This is a genomic window from Ihubacter massiliensis (assembly GCF_024125305.1).
Lineage (GTDB): Bacteria > Bacillota > Clostridia > Peptostreptococcales > Anaerovoracaceae > Hominibacterium > Hominibacterium faecale.
Genome location: NZ_JAMXVH010000001.1, coordinates 1500725 through 1523764 on the forward strand (window position 1 = coordinate 1500725; position 23040 = coordinate 1523764).

The 23040-nt window shown below is 48.4% G+C and carries 16 protein-coding genes; all 16 read right to left on the minus strand.

The window, feature by feature from the left end; translation table 11 throughout:
* Positions 1–60 precede the first annotated feature (60 nt).
* Complete coding sequence (locus NIA71_RS06900) at positions 61–1275, minus strand: MFS transporter (protein WP_253020020.1); 1215 nt, start codon at positions 1273–1275, stop codon at positions 61–63.
* A 251-nt stretch (positions 1276–1526) separates the two neighbouring features.
* Positions 1527–1910, minus strand: coding sequence for a nuclear transport factor 2 family protein (locus NIA71_RS06905; protein ID WP_253020021.1), 384 nt, complete (start codon positions 1908–1910; stop codon positions 1527–1529).
* Positions 1907–3073 (minus strand): iron-containing alcohol dehydrogenase, encoded by a 1167-nt coding sequence (locus tag NIA71_RS06910; protein WP_253020022.1) that lies wholly within the window; start codon positions 3071–3073, stop codon positions 1907–1909. The genes NIA71_RS06905 and NIA71_RS06910 overlap by 4 nt, the downstream gene beginning before the upstream one ends.
* Positions 3074–3092: 19 nt before the next feature.
* Positions 3093–4058 carry a cupin domain-containing protein gene (locus NIA71_RS06915; protein WP_253020023.1) on the minus strand — a complete coding sequence of 322 codons (966 nt, stop codon included), beginning with the start codon at positions 4056–4058 and terminating at the stop codon, positions 3093–3095.
* Between the two features lie 42 nt (positions 4059–4100).
* Positions 4101–5096, minus strand: a complete 996-nt coding sequence (locus NIA71_RS06920) for a cupin domain-containing protein (RefSeq protein ID WP_148398026.1) — start codon at positions 5094–5096, stop codon at positions 4101–4103.
* Positions 5097–5125: 29 nt separating this feature from the next.
* Positions 5126–6364, minus strand: coding sequence for an MFS transporter (locus tag NIA71_RS06925; protein ID WP_253020024.1), 1239 nt, complete (start codon positions 6362–6364; stop codon positions 5126–5128).
* A gap of 21 nt (positions 6365–6385) precedes the next feature.
* Positions 6386–7378 carry a carbon-nitrogen hydrolase family protein gene (locus tag NIA71_RS06930; protein ID WP_253020025.1) on the minus strand — a complete coding sequence of 331 codons (993 nt, stop codon included), beginning with the start codon at positions 7376–7378 and terminating at the stop codon, positions 6386–6388.
* 446 nt (positions 7379–7824) lie between these two features.
* Positions 7825–9228 (minus strand): sigma-54 interaction domain-containing protein, encoded by a 1404-nt coding sequence (locus NIA71_RS06935; RefSeq protein WP_148398023.1) that lies wholly within the window; start codon positions 9226–9228, stop codon positions 7825–7827.
* 239 nt (positions 9229–9467) lie between these two features.
* Positions 9468–10820: a branched-chain amino acid transport system II carrier protein gene (brnQ, locus tag NIA71_RS06940; RefSeq protein WP_148398022.1), complete on the minus strand. Its 1353-nt coding sequence runs from the start codon at positions 10818–10820 to the stop codon at positions 9468–9470.
* Positions 10821–10843: 23 nt separating this feature from the next.
* A complete protein-coding gene (locus tag NIA71_RS06945; RefSeq protein WP_253020026.1) occupies positions 10844–12442 on the minus strand; it encodes an amidohydrolase in 1599 nt (532 codons plus the stop codon).
* A 389-nt stretch (positions 12443–12831) separates the two neighbouring features.
* Positions 12832–15759 (minus strand): response regulator, encoded by a 2928-nt coding sequence (locus tag NIA71_RS06950; RefSeq protein WP_253020027.1) that lies wholly within the window; start codon positions 15757–15759, stop codon positions 12832–12834.
* Positions 15752–17089: an ABC transporter substrate-binding protein gene (locus NIA71_RS06955; protein WP_253020028.1), complete on the minus strand. Its 1338-nt coding sequence runs from the start codon at positions 17087–17089 to the stop codon at positions 15752–15754. Before NIA71_RS06955 ends, NIA71_RS06950 begins: the two co-directional genes overlap by 8 nt.
* A 209-nt stretch (positions 17090–17298) precedes the next feature.
* A complete protein-coding gene (locus NIA71_RS06960) occupies positions 17299–17463 on the minus strand; it encodes a hypothetical protein (RefSeq protein ID WP_253020029.1) in 165 nt (54 codons plus the stop codon).
* A 233-nt stretch (positions 17464–17696) separates the two neighbouring features.
* Positions 17697–19925 carry a vitamin B12-dependent ribonucleotide reductase gene (locus NIA71_RS06965; protein ID WP_253020030.1) on the minus strand — a complete coding sequence of 743 codons (2229 nt, stop codon included), beginning with the start codon at positions 19923–19925 and terminating at the stop codon, positions 17697–17699.
* Between the two features lie 95 nt (positions 19926–20020).
* Positions 20021–22408: a homocysteine S-methyltransferase family protein gene (locus NIA71_RS06970; RefSeq protein WP_269478493.1), complete on the minus strand. Its 2388-nt coding sequence runs from the start codon at positions 22406–22408 to the stop codon at positions 20021–20023.
* Positions 22395–23039, minus strand: a complete 645-nt coding sequence (locus NIA71_RS06975; protein WP_253020031.1) for a vitamin B12 dependent-methionine synthase activation domain-containing protein — start codon at positions 23037–23039, stop codon at positions 22395–22397. Before NIA71_RS06975 ends, NIA71_RS06970 begins: the two co-directional genes overlap by 14 nt.
* Between the last annotated feature and the right edge of the window lies 1 nt (position 23040).

Here is a 23040-nt window from a genome sequence, read left to right on the forward strand (position 1 = left end):
AACGGGGCAATTATGAAAAAATCCTTAAATAAATGAATGATTTAAGGATTTTTCTCGGTATTACTCTGTCTTTGGTTTTACTCTATCCACAGCTGCAATTATAATGACCGCCCCTGCGGCAGTCGCCAGCGTGCTTACCATAGTCAGCATCTTTGCGCCGCTGGCATCGATGATCATGCCGCCGATCAAGCTGGAAAATACAGTGGTAATCGTGATCATGGTTGTAAACAGCGCTTGACCTTTGACCGCTTCCCCCTTGCGCATAACCTCGTCGATAAAATGAACCATAGCCGGCAAAAAGAGAGCAAAAGAAACCAGCTGGAATACCTGGGCGACGAAGATCATAGCCACGGAGCCTGCCAGATAGCAAATCCCGATCTTAGCCGTAAAACCGACAGCCGCTGTTTTGATCAGCAGCTGACAGGAAAACTTTTTTCGCAGAAAATTAAAGCAGATCATGGTGGGAATTTCTAAAAAAGCCATGAGCGACAGGATCCAGCCCATGTCCTGGCTGCTGCCGCCTACAGAGGCGACGATCTGCATCATATAGTTGTTGAGTATAGAGTTGCTGAAATATAAGCCGATCACACCCAGATTGACCAGAAAGAAAGGTTTGTTATTCTTGATAAACTGCCAGAGATTGATCGACTCTTCATCCTTCCCATTGCGCTTCTCTGCTGCTGCCGGCGCTTTTTTCGCATTGATCCTCCTGGCCTGGTCGTAAGACTTTTTTGTGAAAATCAGACTGATGAGCAGCATTGCCAGAATGATTTCGCCCGTGATGGGAAGCACCAGGATCCCCCGCTCTTCCACCAAGGTTCCCAGAACAGCGACCAAAGCGGAATAAGCCAGCGAGCCCATGCTCCTGGCAACGCCGAAATTAATGGCCACCCCGCATTCCTCCAGTTTAAAGGTCAGCGAATTCAAAAGAGGATGCAGCACAGTGTGCCAGGCGATCAGGAGGACAAACGTCGTACAAAGCGCAGCCGTTCGGCCGTCAAAGATAAAAAGACCCACCGTCACAGCCATCATCATAATAGTAAGAATCTCAGTGATTCCAATCAGTGACAGCCGCTTTATCCGGTCAGCCAGGTCCGCGACCATGGGCTGGAGCACGACGGCCAGAATATTGGCGGCGGCCAGCGTGACCCCGATTTGAGAGCTGGAATAGCCCCTTGCCAGTAAAAAGACCGAGGCAAAGCTGCTGGCCACCCCGTAGAACATCCAGTATGTTCCGTGGATGCAGGCATATTCAAAATTCAGCAATCGTTTCATGAAAAAGTTAATCCCTCCGCTTCAATCAGAATGGTTCCATTATACCATTCTGCGGCAGAAATTCCAGCTGTTTTCACTGGGGAAGTTCCGCGGGAATCGGCCTGGGCTGGGGAGAGCGCCAGGCGAAAAGGGGGGGGCGAGAAAAAATGAGATGCCTGGATGCAAAACAAAAAATCCAACTTTTTTTCTTTTTTGTATCTGAAATGCCGATTCTTCAAAAAATCCGAACGCAAGCCCCCTTTTCAAATAGTCTATTCATCAATTGTGGTAAACAGTTTGCTCACAATCTTCCATGTTCCATCTGCCTTCAGCAGCTGAAAGCTATCTTCAAAGCAGAAAGAGCCGAAAAAGTTATCTTCTGCCACAACAGCAGTCGCAGTATCCTTGGTCATGCAAATGGATTTCACTATGCAGCGGCAGTCTATGCCCTCCTCTCTCATCGAGGGCCTTGCCCCAATGTCTTGAATAAAAAGCTCCGGTGATCCAAGAACAAGCTCCCCGGCCAGATATCCGTACATAGATGCCTGCGGATGGAAGATCTCTCTCAAACGTTCCAGATCCTTGCAGTAAGCCGCTTCAAAGTAAGTCTCAAGGACCTGTTTTATCTTTTCCAATTCCTGATAATATGGATTCATGCTATTCCTCCTTGCCGCACCAGAATTTCCATTAACATCTTTTTCGCCTTCGCTTCCGTGACTTTAAAAGGTGCGATCTGTGCAAACGGCTCATTGGCAATCGCATTTGCCATCGTTTCAACATGGTCTGCCTGGAGACTTGGCATCTGCTGCGGCTCCAGGCCCAGAATCTGGTCGCGGAAAACCATGTATGCTTTGGCCGTCCTTTCTCCAATCTGATTTGGCGTCAGATTTTCATCCAATGGCGCACCAAGAATCTGGCCGATCTTGCGGACCTTCTCCGGCAGAACGCAGGCCGCTTCCTTAATCATAGCCGGAAAAGCATATGCGCAGGCTGCTCCGTGAGCGATCTTCAGTTCGGCGCCGATCACGTGAGCGATGGAATGTCCCACATGGGCGCTGGCGTTATAAAGCATCCAGCCTCCAAGAGAAGCACAGATCAGCATCTTTCTTCTGGCCTCTGAATCCTGCCCGTCGCTGGCTGCTGCGGGCAGACACTGGAAAACCGTTTCCATCAGTTTTTCACAGATTAAATCTGAAGCAGGGTTGGACATAAGAGTCGTATAGGCTTCCGCCGCATGGGAAAACACATCCAGCCCAGTGGTAATCGTCAGCTTTCTTGGCATGGTTTGCGTCAGCTCCGGATCCAGGATCGCATATTCGCTCATAGCCTGAAAAGCAAGCAGCGGCACTTTTTCCTTTTTCAAGGGATCCGTAATGATAATCCCCTGAGAAAGCTCGGAGCCGGTTCCTGCGGTCGTGGGGATGGTGATCAGACCGGCGGCAGGCTTAATCTCCTTTTCTCTATAGTCCAAAATTTTTCCATCATTAAAGCGAAGTACAGTGATGCCTTTGGCCGTATCGATCGCGCTTCCGCCGCCTATTGCAACAACACAATCACAATGCTCCTTCCTGCACAGTTCAGCCCCCTCATCAATGATGTTTGCAGGAGGGTCCGGCTCAACTTTATCAAAAGCTGTATAGTAAACCTGTTGGCGGTCTAGATATGTAAAAACCCGTTCAATAATTCCCGCTGCTTTGACCCCACTGTCATAGACAAGAAACGCTCTGCTATATCCGGCCTCCTTCAAAAGAACGCCGATCTGATCCAATTTCCCATCGCCTATGAGCACTTTGACTTTTTGTTCCAGTACAAATTCCATAAGAAGGTCCTCCTGTCTATCATGGTACAAAAATGCCGGTAATTTCCGTATACGGACACTGGTACTTGTCAAACCGCTCTTTCAGAAACGCCTTATCTACGTTCTGCGGATCCTGTTTTTTCGTGAAGACAAGTTCGTCCAACAGCAGCATCAAAGGAAACTGAACATTAAAATCCTGCAAAGTCGTACCGGACTCCAGAGAAGTCAGTTTATGGGCCGTAAAGTTGGGAATGTTGATAATCTGGCCTTTCTTGGCCGTCATAGGATCGCGCCCCTGCACCTCAACTTTGACGCTGCCCTGTGTCACAGCAATGAGCTCATGGCTGACATAATGGGTGAAGCTCACCGCTATCTGTTCATCCAGCTCAAATTCCCAAATCTCCTTTCTTCCGGCCATCTCCCACTTGGGATATCTCAGTCTGCACTGGATCCCGGGAAAACTGTAGGTCTTATAAAATCTGCCCTTTCCGCTGAAGCCCGGCAAGTTTTCCGCCTCCGTCTTTGTCACTGCCTTCATTGGAAACTGGGGATAGGATACCTGACCTTTTCTTCTCTCGAACTGATCTCGAAACGCTTTGTCTTCATATTTCTCCGGACAATTTTCAAAGATTCGATCCAAAGACCAGATTCCATCCCACATGAACATACCATTCATGACTTCCCACCATACGGTCTCTTTGCCATAGGTAAAACCGTGGGGCATGGCGGGCGGAATCAGCAGCATATCCCCTGGCCTTACCTTTGCCTGATATCCGCCCAAAACAGCGGTCATCTCCCCTTCCTGAACATAGAACAGCTCATATCCTTTGTCATGGGTATGGAGCGGTATGCTCGTTCCTTCGTAAGCGATATAATCGTTCATTTCATTATTGCCGCTGATATGCACATTTTGCACAAAGCTGTGGGCGCTGTCTTCTTTTCCGGAAACGGCGCTGATCGCATGCGTTGGATCCTTTGGATCAAGGATGATTCTTTCTGTATTCATGTCAACCTCTTTTCTTTTTCTCTTGCAACAACTTGTTTTCCGCTAGCGGCAGATCAGCCCGCTGGCTTCTGTAACCGGACATTGATAACGATTCAGGCAGTCTAAAACCAAATCATCGTCCAAGCGTCCTTCTCTTCTTGCAATGTCCAGCTCTTCCATCATCAGAAACAAATCGTACTGAACATTGAAGTCCTGCAGCACTGTCCCAGACTCTAAAACAGTAATTCGATGTCTTGCATAATCGGGGATATGGATGATATCCTCAGTCTTTGCGATTTGTGTTTCATATCCTTCGATTTCGACCTTCACACTGCCGCTGCGCACTACCATCAGTTCATGGCTGAAGTAGGGTTCATCCCAGGCGATGGTCTGACCCTGGTCCATGATGAACTCCCATACTTCTTTTCTGTTATCCATTTTCCACCTTGGGTATTTGATGCGGCATTCGATACCCGGCAATTGGTAGCTCTTGTAATACATGTCTTTGCCGCAGAATCCAGGCATCTCTTCCGGAGAAACTGTCTCCGCTTCCAGATAAGGATAGCCTAGATAATCCACTCGGCCTTCTGTTTTCAGATAATCTCGCATGAACAGATCGTCCTCTATTTTTTCCGGGCAGTTTTCATAGATTCGGTCAAGCCCAGTCAAACCTTCCCACAAATCCATTCCTTGAATAATCTCATGCCAGACAGTTCCATTTTCGCGATATTCAAAGCCGTGGGGCATAAAGGGCCGGATCAGAATCATATCACCTGGATTGACAACAATCTGTTTTCCTCCCATCACTGCATCTACACTTCCTCTTGTGACAAAGAAAATCTCACTTCCGTATTCATGATAATGGTAAGGGACTTCATCCCCTTCATTGACGCAGTAATCGCTCATTTCCAAATTTTTTTCGGCTCCTCTGGCTGTGATGAACAAATGACCGACGCCGTTTTCATCTGCTGATTCTTCCAGGGAAAAGGCCGTCGGATCAATGACAACCGCTTCTCTGACCATTTCATAGTTTCCCGTTTCTTGATTAAACTTTAACATTTTTCAACCTATTCCTTTCTTGTTTCAGATCACGCGGATTGGCGGGTTTTCTTTTTCAGATCCATAAAGTTGCTTCGTCCTTTCATACCCAATATAACTGCAATGACGATTGTGACCGCCATAAATATACCGCCTACAAAGAGCGCGCCTCCCGGCGTTACTTCTCCTGAGAAAAATTTTGTGATCGAGTTGACCAAATAGGGCTCGACCATTGTTCCAATGCAGTCGAATCCCCAAAAGACTCCCATGCAGCTGGAAACCCATTCTGGTTTGACAAAGCGCCCTACCATTTCCATGCCTCCTACGATGCCGATGCTGTAGCCGAAGAAGATGAAGGTCTGTGCGACCGCATAGATGAAAACACTGTACGACGCATAGCTGAGGAACAGTCCAATGGTCATGGATACGGCGCTGGTCACCAGGATAAATTCTTTGGAACGCTTGAGGATATAGACATATAAGATTCCGGAGACCATGCTGATTAGATAGGAAAAAGAGCTCATCAGGCCAGCTACCCATGCGGCACCGCCTCCAATATTCCGGTCTTCAATGAGCATAGCCGCATTCACATTGATCGAGGCAAAGCCAATTTCAAAGAAAAAGATAAACGCCAACAGCAGAATGACCGGTACGGATAGAATTCTGTTTGCCTTCGGCCCCGATAAATCCGCATTTTCTGCCAGTTCCTCTTCTGTACTGTGGGGATTTTCTTTCGGCAGCCAGAGGGCAATGAAGATCAGGGTCGGTATGCCCAGAAAGCTGATCAAGTAGATATAGGTCCATTGAATGCTGGCGAGAGCTCCTCCCAGCATGGAGATCAGAATCAGGGTAATCATGGTCACCGTATTCTGCCATCCTAGCAGCTGACTGCGCATCTTCCCCGTGAATAGGGTATTGATTAAGCTCCCCATCAGGGTGAGAGCAATCCCTTGTCCAATGCCCATAAACAGGGAGCCGATATATAGATAAATGATGCTTCCGTGGAGCAGCATGGGCATCGCTCCGCCCGCAATAATGCAGATGACGCCAAAGAGCAGCAGCTTTTTCTGGCTGATCTTAGCCCCGGCAAAGCCGGAAGTTACACTCATCGGAAACTGGCCGATCATGGCAAAGGTCATGATCATTTGGATTGCTGTCGGGCTGGCCTCGGGAAAAGCGTCAGCGATGACCGCCAGCGCGGGGATCATAAAACAGTTCATTGAACCAACCACCGCAATTGATAATACTGCAAGCCGCATCAGATTGGTTTTTGCCGTATTTTTACTCATCAGTCTACCTCCTGTGTATTCTTATTCAAACCCTCGCTCCTGTAAAAACAGGTCCAGGTCTTTTTCATATGCTTCCAAATCATGGTCTATCGCCGTCCGCCTGCCCAAGATATTGGCACCGTAAGGCTGTACGTTTTTATCATAGGACTCGGCATCACGGGCGACGCTAGATATGGTTTCAAACAGCGGCGCGTCTGCCGCGGCCCCTGCAAAGGGCGCTGGAAAATTGAATTCTCCCACATGTTGTAAATAGTGGTCCATAAACTTGGTTCCGCAGTTTCTTGAGCGCTTTACCAAGTCCAAATCCAGCGTAACAACACAGATCGCAGCCACATCTCCGCCTTCCCATACGAGAAATCCTTCCGGACTAATCACTTGTGAATGGCCGTACATGGTCGATGAAGCAAATTGGCCGACACAGTTGGTTGATACCAGGTATGCCTGATTTTCCAAAGCCCTGGCATAATGGATATGCTGGTTCAATTCAAACAGCTCCTGGGGGTCCAGCGTTAATTTGACCAAGACTTCAGCACCCATCAGCGTCTCATTTCGCGAAATCTCCGGAAAGTTGAGATCATAGCAGATCTGCACACCAATCTTGGTATCCTTTTCCGGAATATCAAATACAACGTAGCGATTACCAGGCATTACTTTATCTTCGGCCGGATACCAGGGGGCCATTTTACGATAGACATCGATCAGTTCTCCCTGGGGATTAAAAATCGGCGCCGCATTATAGAATTTGTCATCAGGCAGCTCTTCGTGCTTTTCATAAACAGTTCCGGGAATGAGATAAATTTCATATTTTCTTGCAAGGGATGCGAAATAATCGGTCATTGGTCCGGGAATACTGCATGGGACCAAGCTTTGAAGACATTCCACACCGACTACCAGTTCCGGTTTATGAAATCCCATCATAATGCGCTCCAGTTCTTTTTCAAAATATGCCAGATTTACGGACGGGTCTTCTGTGACAGGCATCTGCAAGATGCCTACGTTTAAAAATCTTCCCATAATGATCCTCCTATAGATTCTAAATTTTCAGACATGTCTGTGTACACTTAGATATTAAGCAAAACCCATGCCACTCTGTTTTTAAGTTGACGCTCCATATAGCCGGTCCTGCATTTTTCAAGGTTTCTAAGCTTGAGTGCGGGGGTGTCCAGACTGACTGTTAAAAAAAACCTTCGTTCTGCTATCTAAAAGTGTAATGTTTTGTTTCCACGATTTCGTTCTCTTCAACCAAATCTGCATCTTTTCGCCTAATTTCAGGCTTCTTTCCCATATGTAAACTTTTCTTTCCTATTTGCTAAACATTCTGCATATCGGAAACATTTGTTTCCACTCCCTTAAGATCATCGCCATGAAACAATCGGTTCGCAGCATACATCATTCATTTTTTTCTATACAGCAAAAAGCCCCGGCTGAAAGGTTCAACCAGGGCTTCGGCTTATTTTTATTTATAGATTATGCTTTTTTACGATCTTACCCAGGGCCTGCCGGCTGATTCCCAGCGACTGGGCCGCTTTTGTCTTATTTCCATGAAAAACGCTAAGCGCTGCACGTACTGCTGCCAGCTCTGCGTTCATCTTTGCTTCTTTGAGCGTAATCAGGCTCATCTGCGGAAACAGTTCTCCCATTCGGTTGACAGTGGCCGCAGGCTGGGATTCGATGACTTTCTGCTGAAAATCTTTTAAATGCTTTAAATCCAAAATCGGCTCATAGCAGAGATTCACCGCTCGCTCCAGAACATTGTGCAGCTCCCTGATATTTCCCGGCCAGTCATATTGCTTCAGCAGCAGCAAAGCGCCTTCCGATATGCCTTTAATCCGGCGTACCTCAGCTCTCCCCAGCAGATTGTTCAGCTGCTGCACGATCGATTCTGTGATGGGCTGGATATCCTCTTTTCGGTCCCGCAGAGGCGGTACTTGTATTTCAAGGATATTGAGCCGGTAGTACAGATCTTCCCGAAACAGTTTTTGTTCCACCAGCTCTTGTAAATTCTCATTGGTAGCAGCAATGATTCTTGTATCCACGGTCATCGTCTTACTGCCGCCCACTCGTATAAACTCCCGCTCCTGCAAAAACCGCAGCAGCTTGGATTGCATGGCGAAGGACAGTTGATGGATTTCGTCTAAGAACAAGGTTCCTCCATCCGCCAGCTCCACCAGCCCCTTTTTTCCGCCCCGTTTAGCTCCGGTAAAACTCCCCTCTTCATAGCCGAAGAGTTCGGATTCAAAGAGCTCGGAAGGGATCGCGGCGCAATTGACTTTGATAAAATTGTGCAGGGACCTGGTACTCAGGTCATGGATGGAATGTGCCACCAATTCTTTTCCTGAACCCGTTTCCCCATAGATGAGGACAGTGGAAACACTGTAAGACACCTGCTTAATCTGTTTTTTCAAGAGTGCAGTAGCCCTGCTGCGGCCGATAATATTATCGATGGAGTATTTAGTGCTCTTCAAAGGCCGGAGATCATTTTTATGATAATTGATCTCATGGTTCATATTGATCACTTTATCAAGGAATTTATGGATTTCTGCTGCATCGCCAAAAGCATCGTATTCCAAAACGCCCTCAAGCTTTCCATCCATATAGATGGGGAACGCATTGGAAACGATCGTGTGTCCTTCAGAAATATACACTTCGCCGATCTGTTTTTGACCGGTGGACAATACTTTATAGGCGGTATTATGGGGCAGGAGCTCTTTGATGGATCTTCCTACTGCTTCGTCCCCTTTTGAAAATCCGATACTTCTGGCCAGCTCATCCTCCATAAAAAGGATATCGCTGCTGGGATCGATTATCACCAGCCCTTCGATAATATTTAAAAGCTGTTTTGTCTCACTTGTTAAATGGATCATTTCACACTTGTTCCTTTCAGCTATGCAGGAGCCCCTGAATCAAAGTCCCTTTTCTGGGTTTTGTTCACTTCTCCAGACATTATATAAAAAATTCGAACAATTGTAAATTCAAACCCTGTGTATGATCATTTCCATCATGGTCATGAGGCGTCTCAGACAGAAGTGGTGTGGCAGATACAAAACCTCGAGTCTTTGCATTTTTTGTATCTGAAATGTCCATCTCCCCAATTTTTTAAATTTTAACTAGAAGCCTGTGCATCATCCAACTTCTTTTCCGGACCTGCATCCTGCTTTCCCAGCACTTTCCAGATCACAGCGCCGACGATGAAACCTATGACCGCAGGTATCAGCCAGTCAAACCCGTACTGAGCCAGCGGAATGGCTCCGATCAGCCGATCCAGTCCATCGGTTGCTATTGAAATCAGTCCGTTGGCCCTCGCCAGAGCAAAGGCGTCGTAAAAACTGAATAAGGTTGCCGCATAAACCGCGCCCTTCCAGGCCCCATCGTTGGGAACGAACTTCTTGCCAACACCAAGGATAGTCATCACTATGGACATGGGATAAATAAACGTAAAAATCGGGCCGGAAACCTTAACCACAAAGTTGACCCCTGTAGATGCCATCAATAAAATAATCAGTGTAACCACCAGGCTCACGATCCGAAACGACAGCTTGGGGAAAGCGATGCAAATCCAATCTGACCCGGTAGCGATCATTCCGGCCGCAGTTGTCAGACAAGCAAAGATAATCGCAATGGAAAGGACAACAATTCCGCCGTAGCCGGCTAGTTTTCGAATCAATCCTACCAGTAGAACGGTCTGGTCCGTGTCAGAGGCAAATAGCTGGGTTCCGGTGGAGCCTAAATAGCATAGGCCGCCATAGACGATGAATAGGATGATAAAAGAGACCAGAATCGTCTTAAAAAGGACCCCTTTAAAATCCCTATCAGCCGTATAACCTTTTCCTTTAATGGTCGCGATAAAAATCCCGGCGCAGACCAAGCCGGTGCCCACATCTCCCGTGTTATATGCGGTCAGCAGCGCATTTGAAAATGGATTGGCCACAGCTTCCCCTGAAGGATGACCCAGGGGATTTACAAAAGTCATAACCACAATCGCCACAAGGGCGATGAGCAAAATCGGTGTTATGTATTTGCCGATCTTATCAATTACACTGGATCTGCTGCTTGCAAAATAGTAGGAAATCCCAAAAAACAAAATCAGAAAAATCCATTTGCTAAATGGCGGAAGGTCGGGAAAAATCCCCATCAGCCCGGTTTCATAGGCGACGCCGCCGCACCTGGGGATCGTGCCGAATAAAATAATGAACAGGCTGAGTACCATATAGAGCACGTGCCACCAGGAATTGACATGCCTGGTGACCGATTTCAGACTGTCGCCCATATTTCCCACTGCTGCTACCGCCAGCATGGGCAGCAGAATGCCGGTCAGAGTCATACCGATAATTCCCGCGGCAACGTGTGCGCCAGATACCAGCCCGATCTGAGGCGGAAAGATCAGATTGCCCGCGCCGAAAAATACGGCAAACATGGCAAACCCGATCACCAGACTGTCTTTTGTCGATCGTTTCATTTTCGATTCCTCTTTTCTTAAATCTACTTCTGATATATTTTTTCACCCGCGATATAAGTCTGTTCAACAGTGATTTTATCAATATCCTCAGGAGGAATGCTGAAAATATCTTGATCGAGGACAATAAAATCCGCATAGTATCCGGGTTTCAGCTGTCCGATCCTTTCGAACCCGGCAGCCTGGGCGCTTTCTCTTGTATAGAGCTTAATTGCAGTCTCTACATCCACCTTTTGCTGCTGCCCGCAGTCCGTACCATCATAAGCAATTCTGGTCACAGCCCCTTTGATGCAGGGAAACGGATCCGAAGGAACTGCCCACGATGTGGCGGGAGCATCGGTAGAAAAACATAATTTAACGCCCTTATCCAGCATATGCTTGATCGGGTAAGTTTGTTTCATCCAATCTTCTCCAAGATTGGTCAGATAGCTCTCAATCTCCGCATAGAGGAAAATCGGCTGAGTAACAAAAGCAATCCCCTTTTCAATAGCTTGGTCCATCGCCTCTTCCGTCGGGTCGGTGACGTGTTCCACCCGAAGATGAGGCTCATTTCCATCTGTCCACTTCGGTTCCCCATATACCCGACCTACAATCCGCTCGATCGCCTTTGCCCCCATAGCATGCATGGAAAGCTGGCAGCGCTTCTTTTTACAGAAAGCTATGGCGCTCTCCATGAGTTCATCGGAACAGACCGGCATTCCGTATTCATCGCCTGTTCCCAAGTAGGGCTTGTTCATCCAGGCCGTCCTGCCGGAAACACTGCCGTCTCCGATCAATTTCAGACCTGCCGCCCGTATCTGCCGATTCTTTGCGAAATGGGATGCAGGAATGTCAAACTCCTTGTTATCCGCAAAATGATCCCACATATAATAGATCGCCGCTCTTTGTCTAAACCCTTTTTCTGCGGCCTCCAGATATTTGTCAAAATGATCTCCAGGCTCCAGGTTTCCCATATCGCCGATTGCCGTTATTCCCTGGGAAGCCAGCAGCTGCCCCAGCTCCACCAACTCTTCTACAATCTGTTGCCGGGTCAATTCCGGCATTACTCCCATCACTAAATCTCTGGCATTTTCTCTCAGAATTCCGGTGGGTTCTCCATTCTCATCCCGGTCGATTTGACCTCCCTGGGGATCGGGGGTGTTTTTATCGATTCCGGCCAGCTCCAGCGCTTTACTGTTGACACAGCGGATATGGGCGCAGGTTCTGAGGATGCACACCGGAGCATCCGCGCATCCCCGATCCAGGTCATAGCGATTGGGGGAACGCTTTTCCGCCAGCTTTCCCTCATCGTAGCCCCACCCTTGAATCCACTGATCCGGGCCTTGCTTGCGGCGCGCTCGGCTAATCTCGCTTACCATCTCTTCAATAGAATGCACCTTTGGCGGCAGACAAGAGATTTGCCTGCTGAAATCGGCCAGGATCACCGAATGCATATGGGCATCAACAAAGCCCGGAAGCACCCGCTTTCCTGCCAGATCAATGCTTGGACAATCTTTAACCGGCAGCTCCGCCTCAGCACCAATCCAAGTGATCACACCGTCTTCGACAATCATGGAATCCACATACAAGCCTTCCTCATCAGAAGTAAAGATTTTACCGCCTGTTATGATAAACGTTTGTTTCAATTCTCTTCTCCTTTCACTCTGCTTTTTCAGCAGTAAAAGCACCAGGTGACTGCCGCAGTAATAGTAATCGACGTGATCCCTGAATCCTTAAGTGTTACGTTCCCGGAGGGCTGAGGCCGGGAGTCGGGGCCGGGAGCAAATCATCGTGATTCCTTGGGTTATTTTCGCAGCATCATAGGCCATCGCCAGCTGGCCCGCGTTTGGACTCTCCTTTCAGCGCTTCTTTGAAAAGATATGCCGTGCATCGATTGATTATGTCTTGCAGATCAAGTCTGCCCCGTCCAGGACTTTCGAAAGCCGCCTCCTAGACAACCCTTTTATAAAAATCTTTTAAGAACGATTATCATCGCAGATTTTTTCAGCTTAGTCTCAACGTAGTATTATGTGAGTTAAAATCGTGAAAGGCACCTTTTCATCTCTGCGATCACTTGCACCATATCAAGGGGTTTGGATATATGTCCATTCATACCCGCATCCTTTGCCGCTTGAATATCCTCAGAAAAGGCGTCGGCCGTCACTGCTAGAATGGGAATCGCTTCTGCATCAGCACGGGCACTGGATCGGATTTGCCTTGCGGCCTCATAGCCGTTCATTACCGGCATCCTGATGTCCATCAAAATCATCTGGTAATAGCCGGCCTCAGATGCCAAAAAGCGTTCTAAGCATTGGTATCCGTCTTCTGCAGTATCCACCAGAGCTCCGCTTGAGGACAGGAGCTCCACTGCGATTTCCCGATTCAGTTCATTATCCTCCGCCATAAGAACATGGCAGGCTTCCAAAGGTTTATCCGTTGGAAGCGGCGTGGGTTCATCTGCTCTGTGAAGCAAGACTCGTGTGATCTCTCTGGATAAGGTTGATTTAAAAAACAAAGGACTGATCACAGCATCTGCCCCTTCTTCCTCCACCTGCTTTCCGATCTCAGAATCGTTTCCCCCAGCCACGATTATAATCGAGCGGCGAGCCGCTTCATGTATCCTGGCGATGGAAGCAAAGAGGTCTTCCTTAGAAAAATGATGATTCAGCAAAATAACATCGTATTCACACCCCGCTTCATGCTTGTGCGAAATAAATTCCAGCGCTTTTTTTGTATCGCAGGCCGTATCCACCAGAAATCGGAGGGTTTCAAGAGTAGAGGCGGCACTCTGACTCGATTGCTCATCCCTATCGATCAGCAGCAGTGAAAGGCCTTGTTCTAGACCGCATACCTCTATCGGTTGGCCGGATACCGGGAAATCTAACGTTACCAGGAACTCGCTTCCTCGTCCCAATTGACTGGATACTTGGATCGTACCGCCCATCTGATCGACGATCCATTTGCTGATGGACATCCCCAGGCCGCTGCCTTCGATTTTCTCGATGCGGCTGCTCTTTTCCCTTGTAAAGGCATCAAAGATGGTCTCCTGGAGTTCTTTGCTCATTCCGATACCGTTGTCCTTGACCGTAAACAAATATCGACCGTATTCCGCACCACGCGGGGAAAAAGTTTCTTCCACAGTACACCGGATTGACCCTTTATTTGGAGTAAATTTCACAGCATTTGCAAGGATATTCATAAGAACCTGATTCAAACGGACAGCATCGCACAAAACAGTTTCGTGTTCCACATGCTGAATCACCACCAGCAGCTGCTGCTCTTTCTCATCCGCCTGGAACTGAATAATATTTACCAGTCCTTCCATCACTTCGGGAAGCGATGTGATACCTGCATTTAAGGTCAGCTTTCCGCTTTCGATTTTGGACATATCCAAAATATCATTGATTAAGCCTTTGAGGTGGTTGCTGGACAAGGTAATCTTATTCAGACAGTCCAGTACTCGCTCCCGGTCTTCGATACTGCGGATTGCGATATCGGTCATTCCTGTAATCGCGTTCATCGGCGTACGAATATCATGCGACATATTTGCCAAAAAGCTGCTTTTGGCCTCATTGGAGCTTTGGGCTTCCAGCATACTTGCATGCAGCTGTTCCATCAGGTTTTTATTCTCCGTAATATCGGTAAAGGCCACCATATATTCTTTCCGGCCCTTAAGGTTCAAAGGCGAAACGCTGACGCTCAGCCAGACTTCTTTTCCCAGATGGGGGTTATTATATTTCAATTCCGCCGTAACCGGTTGTGAAGATAATTCTACCTCCTCCACCATAGCGATCACCTCGGCGGGCAGACCGATATGTGTCAGCCACTGCGAATCACATATATTCCCTTGCACCTTCTCTGCCGGAATGCCGAGAATACTGCGCATGTTTTCGAACACATGGCGGATACGGTGTGTATGCTGATCCATAATGAAGATAGCCGTATCAATATTCTCAGAAATAGCTTTATAGACCCGCCCTTCGTTTGTCTCCTGCTTCCATTTGTCTCGCAGCAGAACAAATAAGATGACCCCTAGAAAAACAAAAAAAGCGAGAACGAATCCAAGAAACAGCGCAATCATCCGAGAAGACAGCCGAATCACGGTCTGACCGTTGTTTTCCACCAGGGCCAAAGGAAGTACGGAAACGTAATACCACCCTTCTTTTACTGCGGAAGGCTCAAAACAAAGGATTTGCATCTCCCCCGAAAACTCTAACACCGCATTTCCCCGCTCTCCTTTTTTCAGTGCATTCATAAGCGCCTCCACGGTCTTCTGATTGCTTTTAGAAGCGGCAAACACGTCTCGTACATTGTGATAAATTTGAGCATAGCTATAAAAACTGGGCGCCAGGAGAATGGTGCCGTCCTGTTTCAAAAGATAACTATATCCGGCCGAGTCATAAAGAGAGCTCTCACCAGCGCTGCGTAGTATCTCCGCGTCAAGATCAATATATACGCCCCCAGTGATAACACCGCTTTGATAAATCGGCGCGTAAACCCGTACTTCCTCATAACCCATCTCACCTAAAAAAGTATCGGTGACACCGGACTTCCCGGCAAACACCTGACGATAGACTTCATCGTTGGAAGAGATTTTGGCTGATGTTCCCCCCGAGCTGACAACAGCTCCATCCGAGTTGAACACCCCAATGAAAAGATATTCTTTACGCATTTTTGCAAAAGTTTTTAACATATCGGGAGTAACGGTAAGTTTCGGCTCTGATAGATGTATCGCCAGTGCCTGGGCCTGGGTTTCGAGCAGGTTGAGCGTTTTATCCAACATCTTTACTCGGTCGGAGGTTAATGCCTCCACGCTTTCCGTTGTGGATTCCCGGATATTTTGGTAAATTCCGTCGGAATATTTTTTCACGGTATATCCAAGAAACAAAATCAATGCCAAAAACAATAAGAAACAAGCGGTTATGTACCATGCAGGATTTCTTTTTCGGTTGACTTTATTCACCACCAGCCCCTCCTTCTAATGCTTGCTTCTCTTCATATGCCTGAATTTCTTCCATCTGAATGCGATTGAATTCTTTCGCGGCATCTTCCGCCGACATGCCGCCTATCATTTTCAAGCAAAGTTGACGGGTATTGTCCCAACAGCCAAAACGGAGGTTCATATCTTCCAAAGGTATCTGCCCGCCCCCATCCAGCAATTCCAATACAGCCTGCTTCCAGGGGACCTCTGCCTTCGTCTCAGCCGGTCGTTTAAAAGGAGAAAGGCTGCCCGACGTATCCGATGACAGCAGCTCCTCACGCTGTGAAGTCAGATAATCTACAAATTTGATCGAATCTTCAAGGTGGCTGCTGCCCCCATTCACACAAAGACGAACGGAGATTGACGGCAGGGTGATCACTCCGTCGGGCAGCATGGGAATTCCCGTACAGATGGCCTTATCTTCATTCTCCATTTCAGTAGCCTTCAGTTCTTCAATCGGAAAGAAACGAAAGGCTGTCTTGCTGCTGAGAAAATCCGCACGGTCCTGAGTATTAGCCTTGATCGCATCCACCTTTTCCATCGTCAGACCTTCACCGTAATACCCATTCTTTAGAAATTCCTCAAACATTCGAAATCCATTGATCATATAGTCGCCGATTTTCAAGTCTCCCTTATTCAGACCATCGATCAGCTGCCGTTGATTTTCCGCCTGGTAAATTGGATAGAGACTGCGTGCCATGACCGGAACAGCCATAGCCCACCAGCGATTGAGTGAAATTGGCGTAATGTTTTGTTTCTTCAGGACTTGACAGCAGTGCAGAAAATCCTCATAATTTTCCGGCACTTCCAAATCATACTGTTTTAGAAGGGATACATTGACATCCATTACATAGACCGCCATTTTCAACGGAATTGAATAAGCAATATCACCAACCATCGCCTGCTCCTTGGCGCTTTTGGTGAGTTCATGGAAACTCTTAAGGCCGGACAGATCATAGAATTGCCCTTTTTGTGCGATGTCCTTAACATTTTCTGCATTAACAACAAAGATATCCACCGCATCTTTTGTATCAAGACGTTTTTCTAAAAAATCGTCAAACCCATCTGCGGTAGAAACGCTGTCTACAGTAATTCGAATTTTGCTGTCTTGTTTATTATACGCCAGCGTCAAGTCCCGAAAGCTATCAGTGCCACCTAGGTCCACACCTACCGGAACAAACATGGAAAGAGCGACCGATTCGTCAACTTTTTCATCAATCGTAATGGTGGAACTGGTTTCCTGGGAGCCGCAAGCTGGTAAAGATGCGGTTAGAACACAAATCAGTGCAAGTATTACCAATCTTTTTCGCATAGCCGTGTCTCCCTCTATTTTTCATCTAAGCACGCAAAGCCGGCCTTGCAACCATACTTTACACATATATAGCTATAGTATAGCAAATAGGTTAAACAAGAGCAACCTTGGAGGCGTCCTCATACATATAAACCGAAAAAGAAAAACTGCGGCAGGAGCCGGCAGCATCCTAGTCCGCAGTTTCTTTTCAGCTTTATCAGGCAGAAGCCTTATACTGCCACATAATAGGTCCTGCCGTCGTGGGTTTTCAGGTACCCCGGCAAAACTTTCAGTTCAGCCACATTCAGAGGTCCTCTTAAAGTACCGCTGCTGTCATACAGTCTGTCTTCTTTGATATATCCCCCATGCAGCAAAATACGTTCTGTTTTGTTCATAATCATTAACCCCCTTTTTTCGTATTTTTACCAATGAAAAAGAAACACTCAGTGCGAATCCAGCCACCTCATCATGGCGTTCTTTTGCCTTCGCATTCTCTGATGATGTTTCCTATTAACTATATATTATATTCCATTATAGCATTTTATACAACTACTTTATTAAAATTCAACAAAAAAAATGGCAGAACCCGCAAAACTTTCGCTTCGGGGTTCTGTCATTTTTTATCTTTTTAGCCGCATTTGCTGTATCCGCACTGCCTGCAAATGACGCAGCCGCTCTCGTGTTCCAGCCGGCTGCCGCATTCCGGGCAGCGGCTTTCTTCATCCGGCTGAATTTCCGGCGTCGGTTTTATGGCGTCCGGCAGGGGCAGCCAGTTGCCAAGTGCAACCTGTTTTTCATATTCCTGCTCGATCACCCTTGCGATGGCATCTGGACAGGACGTGCATTTCAATCCGTGTTGACGAATGGTCGAAGGGCAGCGAATTCCCCTCAGCTGATCAATGATGGTATTGACATCGATGCCGCTTCGCAGCGCTACCGAAGCTAATCTGGCCGTAGCCTCGCTCTGGCTTGGACACCCGCCTGCTTTTCCAGTATTGGTGAAGATTTCGCAGATGCCCTGCTCATCGTAGTTAACCGTTATATATAAGTTGCCGCAGCCGATCTTCACCCGTTCGGTCACTCCGGTGACAACGTCAGGACGGGGACGGGGCGTAATATGCCGGGCTTCCTCCGCCTGGTCGGCACGTTTTACTTTTCCGATGTTGAGCACCTGTTCATCCCGGCTGCCGTCGCGATAAATGGTAACGCCCTTGCAGCCCAGCGTGAAGGCCAGCGAATAAACTTTTGCCACATCCTCCCTGGTCGCCTCGTTGCTGAAATTAACCGTCTTGGAAACCGCGTTGTCCGTATGTCTTTGGAAAGCGGCCTGCATGCGCACATGATATTCGGGGCTGATATCGTGGGTGGAAACGAAGACTCTGCGGATATCTTCCGGCAGCTCTTTGATATGGCTGACCGCGCCTTCCTGAGCAATACGCCGCATCAGCCCTTCCGAATATAAGCCTCGTTTCTCCAGTTCCTCTTTGAGAATGGGGTTGACTTCCAGCATTTCCGTACCATCCATGATGTTGCGGATAAAAACATACGCAAAGACCGGTTCCACGCCGGAAGAACAGCCTCCGATAATGGAAAGGGTTCCTGTCGGCGCAATGGTGGTAATGGTTCCATTCCTCTGGGGTCTGTCCTGAGGAAGGATGCTCTGCTCGAAGAGGGGGAAGGTTCCGCGGACCTCCGCCAGCTGCTGGCTGGCCTGACGGCCCTTTTCCGTTATAAAGGACATGACCTCCTCGGCCAGCTGTACGGCTTCCTCTGTGTTGTAGGGAATTCCCATCATCAGCAGACTGTCAGCCCATCCCATAACGCCCAGTCCGATCTTCCTTGTCTGCTTTGTAGTATGTTCGATCTGATCCAGAGGATATTTATTGACTTCAATAACATTATCCAGAAAGTGGACGGCCTGTTTCACGGTCCTCTCCAGCTTTTCCCAATCAAAAGTTTTTCTTCCCTTCTCTGCCTTTACCATCTGCGTCAAATTGATCGAACCCAGATTGCAGCTTTCATGGGGCAGCAGCGGCTGTTCACCGCATGGATTGGTGGCTTCGATCTTTCCCTGTTCCGGTACGATATTATCCCGGTTGAGGCGATCCAGGAAAATAATCCCGGGTTCACCGTTTCTCCATGCCGCATCGACGATTTTATTAAAAACAGTTCTCGCATTGAGCTGCTTTACCGTTTCACCTGTATGGGGGTCAACCAGATCGTAATCCTTTCCAGCTTCCGCAGCTTTCATAAATTCTTCTGTAAGGCCGACGGAAAGATTGAAATTGGTAATCTCCGTGTTATCTGCTTTGCAGTCGATGAATTTCAAGATATCCGGGTGGTCGATGCGCAGGATGCCCATATTGGCTCCGCGCCTGGAGCCGCCCTGCTTAATCGCTTCTGTTGCCATATTGAATACCTTCATAAAGCTGATGGGGCCGCTGGCTACGCCTCCAGTGGAATTAACCGTGCTTCCTTCCTGGCGAAGTCTGGAAAAGGAAAAACCTGTGCCGCCGCCGCTCTTATGGATAAGCGCCGCCTGTTTGATGGCTTCAAAAATTGATTCCATACTGTCCTCTACCGGCAGCACAAAGCATGCGGAGAGCTGTCCCAGATCCCGGCCTGCATTCATCAGCGTGGGAGAATTGGGCAAGAATTCCAGATTGGTCATCATATCATAAAAAATGCTCTCCGTCTTATCCGTGTCAGCATGTTCGTCATGGAGCGCATCGGCAGAAGCGATGGCTTTTGCCACCCGGTGAAACATACCATCTACCGTTTCCACCGGATTTCCATTCTCGTCTTTGATCAAGTACCTTTGCTTCAGTACCGTTTCTGCATTTGCATTTAATTTCATTATTTTCTCCTTAAATCACCACAAGATACTACATATTGTATCACCATGATTTTTATTGTCAATACTTTGTGTTTTTATTCGGTCAAAAAAGAAGGTTAAAGGCCAAAGACTTCTTTCGCCGCTTCCACCGACTTCATCGCATCCTTACAATAATAATCTGCTCCGATCTTTTCTGCGTATTCAGGAGTCAATACCGCTCCGCCAACGATAAACCTGCAGTCCGGCGCCTCAGCCCTGACAGCTGCAATGGTCTCTTCCATGCTCTTTAAGGTCGTGGTCATCAATGCGCTGAGGCCCACCAGCTTAATCCGGTTATCGACTACCGTTTGAACCACCTTCTCAATGGGAACATCCCTTCCCAGATCGATGATCTCAAATCCGTAATTTTCCATAATAACTTTGACGATGTTTTTGCCGATATCATGGATATCGCCCTTTACGGTGGCGACGACCACCCGGCCTTTGGACACGCTGCTGCGGCCGGAAGCGGCCAGGCGGTCTTTGATCAGCTCAAAGCCTCCCTGGGCGGCTGTTGCGGCCTGCATCATCTGGGGGAGAAAGATCGTCCCCTTCTCAAAACCCTGGCCCACCTGGTCCAGCGCCGGGATCAAATAATCGTTGACCACGGTCATTTCATCGTTTTTGTCAAGGAGCGCATCAACCGCATGAATGGTTTCTGTTTTCATGCCCTTTTCCAATGCGTAGAAAAGGTCCGGCTCTTTGCCCGATTGGGTATTGGGCTGACTGGCTCCGCTGCTTCTTTCCATGGTTCCCATGGCCGCATCGCCGTATCGTTTGATGAACGCTTCCGCGTTTTTATCTCTGTTATGAAGCATTTCAAAGGCATAGATGGTCCCCATCATATCCTCATCGTTGGGATTGATGATGGGCAGATCCAATCCGTTTTCCATTGCCAGAGCCAGGAAAGTCCGATTGATTAGCGGTCTTAACGGAAGGCCGAAGCTGATGTTGGATACCCCCAGGACCGTATGTAGGCCCAGCTGTTCTTTGACCATGCGCACCGCTCTCAGCGTCTCTGCGACTTCTGCCTGCTGGGCTGACGCAGTGAGTGTCAGGCAGTCGATGAACACGTCTTTCTTAGGAATGCCCATGCTCACCGCCTTGTCGAGAATTCTTCGGGCAATGGCAAAACGTTCTTCTGCTTTGGCGGGGATGCCGTTTTCGTCCAGGGTCAGGCCCACCACCGCAGCGCCATATTTTTTCACGATGGGAAGAATCGTATCCAATACCTTTGCTTCTCCATTGACTGAATTTACAATGGCTTTTCCGTTATAAACCCGAAGTGCCGCCTCTATGGCCGCCGGATTGGAAGAATCGATCTGCAGGGGCAGGTCGGTAATGGCCTGGATCTGTTTGACCACCATCGGCAGCACTTTAGTATCATCAATATCAGGAACGCCCACGTTGACATCCAGCACCTGGGCGCCGGCATCCACTTGTTCCACGGCCTGTGATAAAACGTAATCGTAATCCTCATCGATGAGCGCCTGCTTCAGCCGTTTCTTTCCCGTGGGGTTGATCCGTTCGCCGATCACCGTAACATGATCGACGGTCACGGCATTGGAAGCGCTGCATATTACGCTGTGTTCCGCCGGTTTTCGCACCTTCTTATGTACGTCCGCGGCGGAAAAAACATCCTTCATTTTTGCGATGTATTCGGGTGTCGTTCCGCAGCATCCGCCTGCCATGGAAATTCCCAGTTTCAGATATTCTTTCATTGCCTGCGCAAATTGGTCGGGCCCGATATCATAAGCACCTGTCCGCGGATCAGGCAGCCCTGCGTTGGGCTTAATAAAAATCGGCAGGTCGGTAAGGGCGCACATTCTTTCCGCCAGGGGCAGAATTTCCACCGGACCCAGCGAGCAGTTGATACCAATAGCATCAACGCCGAGACCTTCCAGCACAGCTGTCATGCACTCGATGCTCGTTCCGGTAAAGGTCCTGCCGCTTTCTTCAAAGGTCATGGAAACAAGCACCGCAAGATCGGTCGTTTCCTTGGCGGCCAGTACGGCTGCTTTCACTTCATACAGGTCAGTCATGGTTTCAATGACAATCAAATCGGCCCCAGAGGCCGCCCCCTGTTTCATAACCTGGGCGAAAGCATCGTAAGCGGCTTCAAAGGACAAGGTGCCCATAGGCTCCAGCAGCTCTCCCAGCGGCCCCACATCCAGAGCCACCAAGCTTTCCTCGCCGCAGGCGGCTTTGGCTGCCTTCACCGCGCTGTCGATCACCTCTTCCATGTGGTAACCGCAGCCTTCCAGCTTAAAGCGATTGGCTCCGAAAGTATTGGCATAGATCACATCCGATCCGGCCTCAATATAACTTCTATGAATGGAGGTGATCAACTCCGGATTGGTCAGGCTCAGAAGATCGGGAGATGCTCCCGGCTCAAGGCCGCTTTGCTGCAGCATGGTGCCCATCCCTCCGTCTAACAGATATCTTTTTTTGCTAAAGTCCAGCACAGTTTTTTCCTTCCTTTCTCAGCTCACAAGTATCCCTCAGCTTACATTCTTCACAGGTGGCCAGATAACCGCTCACCGGATGGTCCGCGATCCCCAGGATAGCGGTCACAGATTTTCTGGGGATCATGATATGGCTCTGATTCACCGTCAATCCGATCTTTCTAGGTCCGTCCAGGATCCGCACCAGCGCGTCCTGTGTCTCTATGGGAAGATCGCCGTATCCCGGGCTGTACCTTCCGGTCAGATAACCTTCCGTTTCTTCCCGGATCTGTGCCTCAAAAGCATCGCAGATCTGTTCTACCAATACGGATGCTCCGCAATCGAGGAGAACCGCCTCGGCCATGTCCCGAATCTGGCTTTGACGGATCAAATGATCGACGGCCGCGCCGATGGTCACGCCCATCACTGCCAGCTCCCGGCATCCCGCCAGATGTTTTTTTATGGCGCTGCCGCTCAGCTTTATGTCTCCCAGCTCCAAAACCCGATAAATTCCCTGGGGAGCCGCACATCCGAGCAGCCTTTCTTCCGCCCTCTTCAGAGATTGCTCCAGCATTTCATCCGCCTGGCCAAAAACGCCCAGCCTTATGAGCCATTGTCTCCGGTCTACCCGTTCTGGTGTCGCCAGCTTCATC

Excerpts from the sequence above, each read along its gene's own strand:
- NIA71_RS06900 (WP_253020020.1), bottom strand. The coding sequence starts at position 1,275 with ATGAAACGATTGCTGAATTTTGAATATGCCTGCATCCACGGAACATAC.
- NIA71_RS06905 (WP_253020021.1), bottom strand. The coding sequence starts at position 1,910 with ATGAATCCATATTATCAGGAATTGGAAAAGATAAAACAGGTCCTTGAG.
- NIA71_RS06910 (WP_253020022.1), bottom strand. The coding sequence starts at position 3,073 with ATGGAATTTGTACTGGAACAAAAAGTCAAAGTGCTCATAGGCGATGGG.
- NIA71_RS06915 (WP_253020023.1), bottom strand. The coding sequence starts at position 4,058 with ATGAATACAGAAAGAATCATCCTTGATCCAAAGGATCCAACGCATGCG.
- NIA71_RS06920 (WP_148398026.1), bottom strand. The coding sequence starts at position 5,096 with ATGTTAAAGTTTAATCAAGAAACGGGAAACTATGAAATGGTCAGAGAA.
- NIA71_RS06925 (WP_253020024.1), bottom strand. The coding sequence starts at position 6,364 with ATGAGTAAAAATACGGCAAAAACCAATCTGATGCGGCTTGCAGTATTA.
- NIA71_RS06930 (WP_253020025.1), bottom strand. The coding sequence starts at position 7,378 with ATGGGAAGATTTTTAAACGTAGGCATCTTGCAGATGCCTGTCACAGAA.
- NIA71_RS06935 (WP_148398023.1), bottom strand. The coding sequence starts at position 9,228 with ATGATCCATTTAACAAGTGAGACAAAACAGCTTTTAAATATTATCGAA.
- brnQ (WP_148398022.1), bottom strand. The coding sequence starts at position 10,820 with ATGAAACGATCGACAAAAGACAGTCTGGTGATCGGGTTTGCCATGTTT.
- NIA71_RS06955 (WP_253020028.1), bottom strand. The coding sequence starts at position 17,089 with ATGCGAAAAAGATTGGTAATACTTGCACTGATTTGTGTTCTAACCGCA.
- NIA71_RS06960 (WP_253020029.1), bottom strand. The coding sequence starts at position 17,463 with ATGAACAAAACAGAACGTATTTTGCTGCATGGGGGATATATCAAAGAA.
- NIA71_RS06965 (WP_253020030.1), bottom strand. The coding sequence starts at position 19,925 with ATGAAATTAAATGCAAATGCAGAAACGGTACTGAAGCAAAGGTACTTG.
- NIA71_RS06975 (WP_253020031.1), bottom strand. The coding sequence starts at position 23,039 with ATGAAGCTGGCGACACCAGAACGGGTAGACCGGAGACAATGGCTCATA.